General features: G+C 28.5%; 10 protein-coding genes, 1 tRNA gene and 1 riboswitch. Of the genes, 10 read left to right on the top strand and 1 reads right to left on the bottom strand.

Going from position 1 to position 12,145, the window contains the following annotated elements; genetic code table 11:
- Positions 1-59 precede the first annotated feature (59 nt).
- From selD to selB, 3 genes are read left to right on the top strand one after another with little or no spacing between them, the layout of a single operon-like run.
- Positions 60-1,037 carry a selenide, water dikinase SelD gene (gene selD / locus ACRCZX_RS09690; protein ID WP_438582835.1) on the top strand — a complete coding sequence of 326 codons (978 nt, stop codon included), beginning with the start codon at positions 60-62 and terminating at the stop codon, positions 1,035-1,037.
- Between the two features lie 10 nt (positions 1,038-1,047).
- A complete protein-coding gene (gene selA, locus ACRCZX_RS09685) occupies positions 1,048-2,439 on the top strand; it encodes an L-seryl-tRNA(Sec) selenium transferase (protein WP_438582720.1) in 1,392 nt (463 codons plus the stop codon).
- The gene (selB, locus tag ACRCZX_RS09680; protein ID WP_438582719.1) at positions 2,436-4,274 is read left to right on the top strand and encodes a selenocysteine-specific translation elongation factor; all 1,839 of its coding nucleotides are present in this window, start codon (positions 2,436-2,438) and stop codon (positions 4,272-4,274) included. The genes selA and selB overlap by 4 nt, the downstream gene beginning before the upstream one ends.
- A gap of 33 nt (positions 4,275-4,307) precedes the next feature.
- Here selB and ACRCZX_RS09675 read toward each other — a convergent pair whose 3' ends face one another.
- Entirely contained in the window at positions 4,308-5,732 is a 1,425-nt protein-coding gene (locus ACRCZX_RS09675; protein ID WP_438582718.1) for an amino acid permease, read from the bottom strand.
- 168 nt (positions 5,733-5,900) lie between these two features.
- Between ACRCZX_RS09675 and yedF the strand changes: the two genes are divergently transcribed.
- From yedF to ACRCZX_RS09640, 7 genes are all read left to right on the top strand, one after another.
- A complete protein-coding gene (gene yedF, locus ACRCZX_RS09670) occupies positions 5,901-6,482 on the top strand; it encodes a sulfurtransferase-like selenium metabolism protein YedF (RefSeq protein ID WP_438582717.1) in 582 nt (193 codons plus the stop codon).
- Entirely contained in the window at positions 6,482-6,757 is a 276-nt protein-coding gene (locus ACRCZX_RS09665; RefSeq protein WP_438582716.1) for a DUF3343 domain-containing protein, read from the top strand. Before yedF ends, ACRCZX_RS09665 begins: the two co-directional genes overlap by 1 nt.
- A 29-nt stretch (positions 6,758-6,786) precedes the next feature.
- Positions 6,787-6,880, top strand: a tRNA-Sec gene (locus ACRCZX_RS09660).
- 152 nt (positions 6,881-7,032) lie between these two features.
- A riboswitch (purine riboswitch) is annotated at positions 7,033-7,130 on the top strand.
- Between the two features lie 140 nt (positions 7,131-7,270).
- Positions 7,271-8,617, top strand: coding sequence for a uracil-xanthine permease family protein (locus ACRCZX_RS09655; RefSeq protein ID WP_438582715.1), 1,347 nt, complete (start codon positions 7,271-7,273; stop codon positions 8,615-8,617).
- Positions 8,618-8,644: 27 nt separating this feature from the next.
- A complete protein-coding gene (locus ACRCZX_RS09650; RefSeq protein WP_438582714.1) occupies positions 8,645-9,439 on the top strand; it encodes an FAD binding domain-containing protein in 795 nt (264 codons plus the stop codon).
- Entirely contained in the window at positions 9,439-9,903 is a 465-nt protein-coding gene (locus ACRCZX_RS09645) for a (2Fe-2S)-binding protein (protein ID WP_438582713.1), read from the top strand. Before ACRCZX_RS09650 ends, ACRCZX_RS09645 begins: the two co-directional genes overlap by 1 nt.
- Positions 9,890-12,142, top strand: coding sequence for a xanthine dehydrogenase family protein molybdopterin-binding subunit (locus ACRCZX_RS09640; RefSeq protein WP_438582712.1), 2,253 nt, complete (start codon positions 9,890-9,892; stop codon positions 12,140-12,142). Before ACRCZX_RS09645 ends, ACRCZX_RS09640 begins: the two co-directional genes overlap by 14 nt.
- Positions 12,143-12,145 lie beyond the last annotated feature (3 nt).

Below are 12,145 nucleotides of genomic sequence, written 5' to 3'. Positions count from 1 at the left end.
AAGGAGGTAAAATGAAACTTTTATTAGATAGATGTTCAATTGGTGGTTGAGCAAGTAAAATAGGACCGGAGGTTCTTTCAAAATTATTAAAAAATCTTCCAAGTGTAGAAGACAAAAATTTAATTGTTGGATTTGATAAATCTGATGATGCTGCTGTATATAAAATAACTGATGATATAGCTTTAATACAAACTTTAGATTTCTTTACACCCATGACTGAGGATCCATATATCTTTGGGCAAATAGCTGCAGCTAACTCTTTAAGTGATGTTTATGCTATGGGTGGAGAACCTAAAACAGCTATGAATATAGTTTGTTTTCCTGAAAAAGAAAACATTGAAATTTTAGGTGAAATTTTAAAAGGTGGTGCTGAAAAAATAGCTGAATCTGGAGCTATCCTAAGTGGTGGGCACTCTATTCATGATCCAGAAGTAAAATATGGATTATCTGTAACTGGATTGGTTCATCCTGATAAAATTTTAAAAAATTATGGTTCTAAAGAAGGTGAGGTTTTAATAATTACTAAACCTTTAGGAACAGGTATTATTTCTACTGCTTCAAAAGTAGAAACTATACCCGAAGAAGCTAAAAAAGAATGGCTTCAAATTATGACAACCCTTAATAAATATTCTGCAGAAATTATTAGAGATTATTCTGTTAGTGCTTGTACAGATATTACTGGATTTGGATTTTTAGGACATGCTTATGAAATGGCTGTAGCTTCTGAAAAAACTTTTGTTTTAGAACAAGAACTTATTCCATATATCGAAATTGCAAAAGATTTTGCTAAAGAATTTTATATAAATTCTATGGGACAAAAAAATAGAAACTATTTAAATGATAAAGTTGATATCTCTTCTGTACCATTTTGGTTACAAGAAATTTTATTAGATCCTCAAACATCTGGTGGATTATTATTCTCTTTACCTTCAAACGAAGCTTCAGAGGTCATGGAAAAACTTAACAATTTAAGTATAAAATCGTCTTTAATAGGTACTGTTAATAAATTTAATGGGAAATATATTGTAGTTAGATAAGGAGTAATTTATGAATAACAAACAAACTCTTTTAAGGAATTTACCGAAAGTAGATAAAATAATTTCACTACTTGAAGAAGAGGAGTTTTTCAAAGATAAACCATATAAAGAAATTTATAATGCAGTTAATGAAAGTATCATTTTTTTTAGAAAAGGGATTTTAGAAAATACAATATCAGAATACTCTATTGAGGAAATTAAAAATAACATCATTAAATTTTTAAATAAAAATTTAGAATTCAATTTAAAAAGAGTCATCAATGGAACTGGTACAATATTACATACTAATTTAGGAAGATCTCTTTTTTCAAAAGAACTCTTAGAACACCTTCAAAATTCGCTTTGCGGTTATAATAATCTTGAATTTAATTTAAAAACAGGTGAAAGAGGAAGTAGATATTCCCATATTGAAGATATTATTTCTAAAGTTACTGGAGCTGAAGCTTCTCTTGTTGTTAATAATAACGCAGCGGCTGTTATGCTTTGTTTAAATGAATTTAGTAAAAATACTGAAGTTATTATTTCTAGAGGTGAACTTGTTGAAGTTGGTGGTTCTTTTAGAATACCTGATATTATGGAACTTTCAAATGCTAAACTTATTGAAATTGGAACTACTAACCGAACTCATTTAATTGACTATGAAAAAGCTATTAGTGAAAATACATCTATGCTTTTAAAGGTTCATACATCCAATTATCATGTGTCTGGATTTACTAAATCTGTTTCGAATAATGAGATCGCAAAATTAGCAAGAGAAAAAAATATTGTCTCTATGGAGGATTTAGGAAGTGGCGTTCTTATTGATTTTTCTAACTATGGTTTAAAAAAAGAACCTACTATATTAGAGTCGATCGAATCAGGAATTGATTTAATCACATTTAGTGGAGATAAACTACTTGGTGGTCCTCAATGTGGTATTATTCTTGGTAAGAAATTTTTAATTGATCGTTTGAAAAAAAATCAATTTTTAAGGGCTTTTAGAGTTTGTAAAATGACAATTAGTGCTCTTGAGTTTGTATTCAAACAATATTCTGATGAAAAAGTTGCAATAGAAAAAAACCCTACCCTAAATAGAATTCTAGAACCAATTTCTTCTGTTTTTGACAGAGCAATTCTTTTAAAAAATAGTTTAGAAAAAATTGATATTAGTTCTGATATCATCAAAACTGAAGCTATCATCGGTGGTGGATCTATGCCTAATGCCGTTATCAATAGTTATGGAGTAGCTATTAAATCTTTAGATGCGAACAAAATAAATCGTGCTTTATTAAAAGAAAAAATCCCTATTGTAGGAAGGATTCAAAACAATCAGTTTATTATTGATTTAAAAACAATTCATTTTGATGAGTATTCAATAATTATAGAAAATTTCAAAAGATTTTTAGAGAGTAATAATTTATGAGAAATATTATAATTGGAACTGCTGGACATATCGACCATGGTAAAACAACACTTGTAAAGATGTTAACAAATATAAATACCGACACAATGAAAGAAGAAAAAGAAAGAGGAATGACTATTGATCTTGGTTTCGCTCCTCTTTCAGTATCTGATAATGAAAATATAAGCATTGTTGATGTTCCTGGACACGAAAAATTTATAAAGAATATGGTTGCTGGAGCAAAAGGAATTGATTTTGTTTTATTCTTAATAGCTTGTGATGATGGTGTGATGCCTCAAACTATTGAACATAAAGAGATTCTAAAATTACTTCGTGTAAATAAAGGTATTGTTGTTCTTTCTAAAAGAGATTTGGTTAGTAAAGACAGAGTTGAAAATTTAAAATCTGAAATTAATACAATTTTTTCTGATGGCTTTTTTTCAAATTTTCCTTTTATAGAAGTTAGTTCTAAAGAACCTTCTACTTATACAGATTTATACAACCTTATAAAAGATGAGCTCTCTAAAAATTTCAATACTTTAAAAGAAGATAATTTAAATGAAGAATCTTTTAGACTTGATATAGATAAAATATATTCACCAAAAGGAGTTGGAACTATTGTAAGTGGTACAAGTATTGGTTCTATTATTAAAAGTGATACCTTGACTTTATTTCCCCTAAATATTCCTATTAAAATAAAAGGAATACAAGCTCATGGTAAAGATTGTATATCTATTGGAGCACATCAAAGATGTGCTTTAAATATAACTGGAATAAATGCTAATGATATTGAACGAGGAAATCTTCTTACAAATAGTAAATCTATTATTAATAGTAAAGTTCTAGATGTCTTATTCAGTTCTATATCTAATGATAGTATTCCTAAAAACAATACAAAAATTAGACTGCACATTGGAACTGGTGAATACTACGGAAAAATAAAATACCTTCAAGATAATTATACTAAAGATATTTTTTTTCAACTTGTAATGGATAAAGAAATTCCAGTAGATTTTAATGATATCGGTATTTTAAGAACTCTTTCAACTTCTGTTTTAATTGGTGGTATTCGTATTTTAACACCAAGAGGTGTTCCTACTAAAAAAAATAATATAGGTTATTTGAACAAGCTGAGATATTTAGCTTATAATAATCTAAATCTCTCTGAATATATTTTAAATAAAGATTCATTTATTTCTATTGATAATTTAAATATTGAATTTAATCTTCAAATTTCTATTGATAATTTAAAAGATGATATTATTTATTCAAAAGAAACAAATTCCATAATCCATATAAATAATTTTAATAAATTAAAAAATAGATTAAATCTTTATTTAGAAGAATTCCATAAAAAAAACCCTTTAAAAAAAGGTGTTCCTATAGCTACTATTAATAAACAATTCTTGAATGAAATTAACATTACTCATATTTTTAAAGATGAATATAAGTATTTAGATGGATTTGTAGCTTTAAATAGTTTCAAATTAAAACTTACTAAAGATGAAAAAAAAATTAAAGATGACATTTTAATTTTATTAAAAAATGAAACTTTTAGCGGTTTGAATAAAAAAATGCTCGATGAATATTTTAAAACTAAATTATTTAAAAATATTTTTAATTTCTTACTAAAAAATAATTTAATAGTAAATCTAGATGATATATTTATTTTAAAAGGATTTTATAATGAAGCTCTAAGTAGACTAAACTCACATTTTGAAAATGACAATTCTATATCACTTGCTCAATTTAGAGATCTTCTTGGATGTAGTAGGAAAATAGCTTTGATTTTTTTGGAACATTTTGATAAAAATAATATTACAAAAAAAATAAATAATTACAGAATTAAATATTAAAAAATCAGGAGAGGTTATTGCTCTCCTGATTTTTTAATATTTATTATTCTCTTTTCTATTATGTTTTATTCCACTCAAAAATTTAATGCCTATTCCAATTAGCATAAACATTAAAAGTCCACCATAATATAATTTTATTTTATCTAATTGCAAAGTTAAAGGTAGTGTAAAATTATAACCTGCAAATACAAAAGATACAAATGTCATAATACATACTGAAACCCCTGCAAATATTGAAATAGTTTTGTTTTTTGATATTTGGAAAGGCGATACTATATCTTTTTTTCTAAAGAATATATAGCTTAATCCTAAACAAAAATAAGGTAGTATTAACGCCATTGTAGTCATATCATATACTCTGTAATATAATTCTCCTGCAGCCGATCCTCCAAACGAATTTAAAGCTATAAATAAAAATGCTAAACTTGTTTGGAATATTAAAGCATTTATTAATATACCTGTTTTCTCTGATTTTTTTGTTAGCCAATTCGGAAAAGTTCCATTTGGTGCTTCACTAAATACCCCTGCAGCCAATGAAGTACTCCAAAGAATTAAAGCTACTAACGTTATTAATGTATATGCTAATCCCATTAATTTTACAAACCACATTCCCAATCCTATTTTGTCACCCATAAATTTAAATCCAGCTAATACTGCGTTTATTAATGATATTTTTTCAAAATCCTCTTGAGTCCCAAAAGCTGATACAGCTATAATTCCAATTACATATAGTGCCCCTATCAATAAAGACGCTATCAACAACCCTTTTACAAAGTTCTTTTCTGGATTTTTAACTTGATTTACATAAGGTCCTACAACTTCCCCACCTCCAAATGCAAATAATATCCATGAAAATGCACTTAAAGATTTTGCTAAATCTGTTTTAGAAGTTATATCTATTAAAAACATATCTGTCGTTAAATTCGTTGCACTATCTCCAATAATATGTAAATATATTCCAGTTCCTAAAAATATTAAAACTGTAAATAAAGATATATAACCTATCGGCTTTGATAATACTCCAATAGTTTTTTGGTATTTAACTCCTATTATTAAAGATATTACTAAAGCTATTAATGATAAAAATGCTGTTTGAAGATTTGACATATTTGCATCACCAAATACACCAAAACTTAAATATGTTGGTACTCTTGTTGCTAATGTTGGCAAATAAAATATATTTGCTATAAAATATGACCAAATTGCAAAATAAGCCATCTTTTTTCCTAAACCAATTTCTATCCACGAGTATATTCCACTAGTTCTTTCTTTTGCATAAGCTCCAAATTCTGCCATTATTAAACATAGTGGTAAAAAGTAAAAAATAATTCCTATTATTAACATTGTTGCGGAAGACATTCCTACTTCTTTAAAATTATTGGCAATATTACCAAATCCAAATACTCCTAAGAATATCATCATTACTAAAGATGATACAGATAGATATTTCTTATTCATTCAATTCTCCTCATTTCATAGTATATTTAAAAATAGATTCTATAATAACACCTTTATTAATAAAAATCAATTATTTTGTTTAATAAAGTTCTAAATTTTAGAGTATTATTTATATAATAAATATTGTATAATTAGATATAATTGAAATTAATTAAAGGAGAAAAAAATATGATTAAAGTTAATGCTATTGGACTAACTTGTCCTATGCCTGTTATTTTGACTAAAAATGCTTTAAAGTCCTTAGTTGAAGGTTCTATTGAAGTAACTGTAGATAATAAAATTTCTAAAGAAAATATAGAAAAATTCTCTAAAGAGATGGGATATTTTTTCAATACAAAAAATGATGGAGATATATTTTATATTGAAATAATAAAAAATGAATTAGCAACATTAAACCTTGATGTGAAAAATGATAAAAATACTGTTATTGTAATTGATTCGGACAAAATGGGAGAAGGTGATTCTGCCCTTGGAAATACTTTAATGCAAGGTTTTATATACACGCTTACAGAAATGGAAGATATTCCTAAATCTATAATTTTTTATAATAGAGGTGTCTTTTTAACTGCTGAAAATCAAAATACTATAAGTTACTTAAAATCTTTAGAAGATAGGGGCGTAGAAATTTTATCTTGTGGTGCTTGTATTAATTTCTATAATTTAGAAGCAACTTTAGGAACTGGTACTATAACTAACATGTATAATATTATTGATAAACAAATGAAAGCTTTAAAGGTGATAAAACCATAATGAATACACAAAAATTTTTAGTAATTACAATTGATTCAACTCACCTTGTAATGAAGATTGAAAAGTTTTTATTTGAAAATGGAATTTTAGTTCAAATAATACCTTTACCAGGAGAACTTAAATCAAGCTGTGGATTTGCTATAAAAACTGAAATAAATGATATTAAAAAAGTTATACAACTTTTAAAAGAAAATAATATTAAAGAGGATATATATGATATTTATCTTTGTGAAAAAATAGGCTTTAAAAAGAAATTTTCTGCTTTTCTTTTTTAATTATTTATGGTATAATAAATATATAAATTGGAAGCGGTTGAGTTACTGGTGTTCTCAGCAGTCTTCAAAACTGTCCTGGCGAGTCAAATCGCTGATAGGTTCGATTCCTATACGTTTCCGCCAATTTGAAATTTTTAGCCTCACTTAATTGTGAGGCTTTTTTATTCATATTAAAAAAATATTGAAATGTTAATGAAATTATGATACTATCTTTCTAAATAAACGTTCTTAATTTCACTAAAATAATTTGAAAAATATTTTTTTAGTACAGATTAAGGTCAAATAAAAGAATTACTCATATATATCCGTAATACGGTCGGAAGTTTCTACGGTTAACCTTAAATTAACCACTATGAGTGAATTAAATAGAATCTTAATCTATCTATTTTAGATTATCTATTTTTCACTTGTAGAAGATGAAAAAAGATAGTCTTTTTTTATTTTCTATTTAATATAGTTTAATCCAACTATATATTGAGTAAAATTCAAAAAAGAATTTTAGGAGGATTACAAATGAACAAAAACAAATCACCTTACCACTTAGACGGAGTTCCCGAATTAAAAACAGCTTTACCCTTAGGATTACAGCATATTTTGGCTATGTTTGTTAGTAACATTACACCTATTATAATAGTAGCTGGAGTTTTAGGTATTTCATCAGAACAAAAAACATTACTTATTCAAGCTTCTATGTTTGTTGCTGGTTTAAACACTTTAGTTCAAGCTTACACTCTTGGACCAATTGGAGCAAAATTACCAATTGTTGTGGGTACAAGTTTTGCATTTGTTCCAGTCGCTATTTCAATAGGAACAAGATATGGATTTGAAGGAGTTTTAGGTGCTGCTTTAATCGGTGGATTATTTGAAGGTCTTTTAGGATTAGTTATTAAAAGAGTCAGAAAATTTTTCCCGCCTATTGTAACAGGAGTTGTTGTTCTTTCTATTGGACTTTCTCTTTTACCAGTTGGAATTAAAAGTTTTGCAGGCGGAGTTGGTGCTACTGATTTTGGTTCTCTTGAGAACTTAGCAATTGGAAGTATTGTTCTTATGACTGTAGTTTTCTTCAAACAATTTACAAAAGGAATCTTAAGTACTGGTTCAATTTTTATTGGAACTATTGTTGGATTTATTGTGGCTTTAATTCTTGGAAAAGTTAATTTACAACCACTTCTTAGTGCAGACTATTTAACAATTCCAAAACCATTCATGTTTGGTTTTGCTTTTCATTTTGATGCTATCTTAGCTATGATATTAATGTTTATTGTTTCTGCTGTTGAAACTGTTGGAGATATGTCTGGTGTTACTATGGGTGGTGCAGGAAGAGAAACTACTGACAAAGAATTATCTGGTGGTATTCTTGCTGATGGACTTGGAAGTGCTTTAGCTGCAATGTTCTCTGTTTTACCTACAACCTCTTTCAGTCAAAACACTGGTATTATTGCCATGACTGGTATTATGAGCAGATTCGTAGTTGCTACAGGTGCAATGTTCTTAGTTATTGGAGCTTTTATCCCTAAAATTGGTGCTCTTTTCACAATCATACCTGCAAGTGTAATTGGCGGAAGTTTAGTTATGGTATTTGCTATGATATCTATTAGCGGAATTAATCTTATTACAAAAGATCCTTTAAAAGGTAGAAATTCTGTTATTTTAGCTGTATCTTTAGGACTTGGATATGGACTTGGGAATGTTCCAGAAGCTCTTGCTATATTCCCTGAAAGTGTAAAACTTATCTTTGGCGGCTCTGGAATCGTTGTTTCAGGTACGATTGCTGTTTTATTAAATCTTATTTTACCTTTAGACGAAGAAGTTAAAATAGCTGTAACTGAAGATATTTCTGTTACTAAAAACGTTGCATAAAAATTAGATTGAACTGGAGGTTTTAACTTGTTTTCTTTTTCAAAATTTTTTCTAGCATCTTCTATTGAAGAAGCATATTTAGAACTTTTAAAAAACAAAAAAAATATTGTGCTTGGGGGTACTTCTTATTTAAGAATGGGAAATACATCTTGGAATACTGCTATTGACTTATCAAACTTAAATTTAAACTGCATTCTAGAAAATGATGAATTTATTTCAATTGGAGCTATGACTACTTTTAGAGCTTTGGAAACAAATTCACTTCTAAAAAAATATTTTAAAGAAGTTTTTAATATGGCTTTAAAAGATATTATTGGAGTTCAATTTAGAAGTAATGTTACTGTTGGAGCAACAGTTTTTAGTAAATATGGATTTTCTGATTTAATTCCTGTTTTATTAGCTTTAAAAAGCAAGGTGAAATTTTTTAATGGTGGAATTTTATCTTTAGAAGATTTTTTAAAAGAAAACACCTTTAGAAAAGATATCTTAATAGAGGTTTTAATTCCTAAAAAATTATCTAAAATATCATTTCAAACTGTTAGAAAAAGTAAATCTGATTACTCTATTATAAATTTAGCTGTTTCTAATATTGATAATAACTTTACTATTGCTATTGGTTCTAGACCTGGAAAAGCTATGCTTGCAAAAAAAACTGCAACTATCTTAAACAAGAGTGGCGATTTCGAAAATAAACTCTTTGAAGCTATGAAGTGTATTGTTGAAGAAATTCCTTTAGACACAAATATGAGAGGCTCAAAATCTTATAGAGAACTTCTCTTAAAAGCTTTACTTAAAAAGGGAATTCAGGAGGTTACAAAATAATGCTATTAACTACTACTATAAATGGTAGAAAAAAACAGATTCTAATTAAAGATGATGATTATCTACTAGATGTTTTAAGAAAAGAAGGATATCTAAGCGTTAAAAGAGGTTGCGATACTGGTGCTTGTGGGCTTTGTACTGTTCTTTTAAATGGTTCTCCTATTCTTTCTTGCAGCACTCTTGCAGCTAGAGCTGAAGGAAAGCAAATTTCTACAATTGAAGCTTTTTCTGTAGAAGCTAAAAAATTTGCTTCATTTATGACTGCTGAAGGTGCTGAACAATGTGGTTTCTGTTCTCCTGGATTTACTTTAACTGTAATTGCTATGAATAATGAATTAAAAAACCCTACTGATGATGAAATAATCCATTATCTAAATGGTAATCTTTGTAGATGTAGTGGTTATGTATCACAGCTTAGAGCTATTAAAAACTTCATGAAGGAGATGAAAAATGAAAATAGTTAATACCTCTGTTAGAAAAGTTGATGGTATCGGGGTTGTTACTGGAAATCCCGCTTACACTGAAGACCTTATTCTAAATAATAACGTTTTGACTATTAAACTCCTTAGGTCTCCACATCCTTTTGCAAAAATTAAAACTATTGATACATCTATAGCTTTAAAAGTACCAGGTGTTGAAGCTATTTTTACTCATGAAGATACTCCTAAAACTAGATTTACATTAGCTGGCCAGAGTTTTCCTGAGCCATCTCCTTATGACAGAAGGATTTTAGATGAATATGTAAGGTATGTTGGTGATCCTGTTGCTATTATCGCTGCAGAAGATGAAAAATCTGCCCAAAAAGCAATTAACTTAATTAAAGTTCAATATGAAATATTAGAACCTATTTTAGATTTTGAGAAATCTATTGATTCTCATATAATAGTTCATCCTGAAGAAGTTCATACTAATTTTGAAATTGGTTATGAAAGAGAAAGAAATATTGCCTCTAAAGCTTATGCTGAAAAACCTGGTGTTGATGAAGGTTTCTTAAATAGTGATATTATACTTGAAAGAACTTATTACACTCAACCTCAAATGCATGCTATGATGGAAACGTATAGATCATATAGCTATTTCGATGTTAATGGAAGACTTACTACTGTTTCTTCTACTCAAATACCTTTTCATGTTAAAAGGCATCTTGCTCGAGCTTTAGAAATTCCCAGTAATAAAATCAGAGTTATCAAACCTAGAGTTGGTGGGGGATTCGGTGGTAAACAAACTGCAGTTTGTGAAATATATTCAGCTTTCGTAACATTAAAAACCAATAAACCATCTAAAATTATATATAATAGAAAAGAAACTCATACTTGTACAACTACAAGACATGCTATGAAATTAGATCTCAAAATTGGTTCTGATTTAGAAGGAAATATTAAAGCTATCGATATTAAAGTTCTTTCAAATGCTGGTGCTTATGGAGAACACGCACCAACAGTTACTTCATTAGTTTCATATAAGACTTTTCCACTTTATGATATGGTTCCAATGAGATTTAATGCGAATATAGTTTATTCAAATACAATGAATGCTGGTGCTTTTAGAGGTTATGGTGCTACCCAAGGGACTTTTGCTGTAGAATCTATAATTAATGAATTAGCTCACAAGCTCAATATAGATCCGACGGAAATTAGAATGAAAAACCTTGTCCAACCTTCTGATGACAACTATATTACTAGTGGAGATATTAAAAAATGTATCGAAATTGGAAAAGATAAATTCAATTGGAATAAAAAATTTATTGCTCGACAAATATCTCCTAACAAAGTTAGAGCTGCTGGAATGGCTGTTACAATGCAAGGATCTGGAATTGGTGGTATTGATACTGCTGCTGCAACTATAAAACTTGGAGATAGTGGCGATTTTACACTTATGATTGGTGTTACTGATATGGGACAAGGATGTGACACTGTTCTGACTCAGATGGCTGCTGAAGTTTTAAAAGTTCCTATGAATAAAGTCTGTATTCACTCAGCTGATACTGATTTGTCTCCTTATGATCCTGGAGCTTATGCATCAAGTGGAACATATGTAACTGGAAATGCTGTTATCATTGCGGCAAATAAAATGAGAGAAGAAATTATAAAAGGTGCTTCAAAACTTTTTAATACTAGAATTGAAGATATTCAATACTTAGAAAATTGTTTGAAAATTGCTGATAAAGTAATTTCTTTAGAAGAGTTTGCTCAACGTTCTATCTCTTTTGAAGGTATGAATCAAATCACAACGACTGGAACTTGGGGTGGGGCAACTTCTCCACCACCATTTATAGCTGGATTTGCTGAAGTTGAAATAGATACCCTTACTGGTGAAGTTGAGGTCCTTGATTTTTTGTCAGTTGTTGACTGTGGAACTACAATAAATCCTAATTTAGCTAGAGTTCAAGTTGAGGGTGGAACTTCCCAAGGCATTGGACTTGCTCTTTTTGAAGATATTAAATATGATAAAAAAGGAAAAGTTATGACTGATTCTTTAATGCAGTATAAAATTCCTTCAAGATTAGACTGCAAAAATATAAGAGTTGAATTTTCTGATTCTTATGAAAAAACTGGCCCTTTTGGAGCTAAATCAATTGGTGAAGTTGTTATAAATACTCCTGCTCCTGCTATTATTGATGCTATTTATAATGCTACTAAAGTTAGAATTAGATCTCTTCCTGCTACTTCTGAAAAAATTCTCACTGGAATTTTTAGTATTTAACAT

This window comes from Cetobacterium sp. (assembly GCF_051658645.1).
Taxonomy (GTDB): domain Bacteria; phylum Fusobacteriota; class Fusobacteriia; order Fusobacteriales; family Fusobacteriaceae; genus Cetobacterium_A.
Note: the sequence above shows the minus strand (reverse complement) of the source record. Positions and strands in the feature narration are given on the sequence as shown.

Excerpts from the sequence above, each read along its gene's own strand:
- ACRCZX_RS09640 (WP_438582712.1), top strand. The coding sequence starts at position 9,890 with ATGAAAATAGTTAATACCTCTGTTAGAAAAGTTGATGGTATCGGGGTT.
- ACRCZX_RS09665 (WP_438582716.1), top strand. The coding sequence starts at position 6,482 with ATGAATACACAAAAATTTTTAGTAATTACAATTGATTCAACTCACCTT.
- selA (WP_438582720.1), top strand. The coding sequence starts at position 1,048 with ATGAATAACAAACAAACTCTTTTAAGGAATTTACCGAAAGTAGATAAA.
- ACRCZX_RS09675 (WP_438582718.1), bottom strand. The coding sequence starts at position 5,732 with ATGAATAAGAAATATCTATCTGTATCATCTTTAGTAATGATGATATTC.
- yedF (WP_438582717.1), top strand. The coding sequence starts at position 5,901 with ATGATTAAAGTTAATGCTATTGGACTAACTTGTCCTATGCCTGTTATT.
- ACRCZX_RS09645 (WP_438582713.1), top strand. The coding sequence starts at position 9,439 with ATGCTATTAACTACTACTATAAATGGTAGAAAAAAACAGATTCTAATT.
- selB (WP_438582719.1), top strand. The coding sequence starts at position 2,436 with ATGAGAAATATTATAATTGGAACTGCTGGACATATCGACCATGGTAAA.
- ACRCZX_RS09655 (WP_438582715.1), top strand. The coding sequence starts at position 7,271 with ATGAACAAAAACAAATCACCTTACCACTTAGACGGAGTTCCCGAATTA.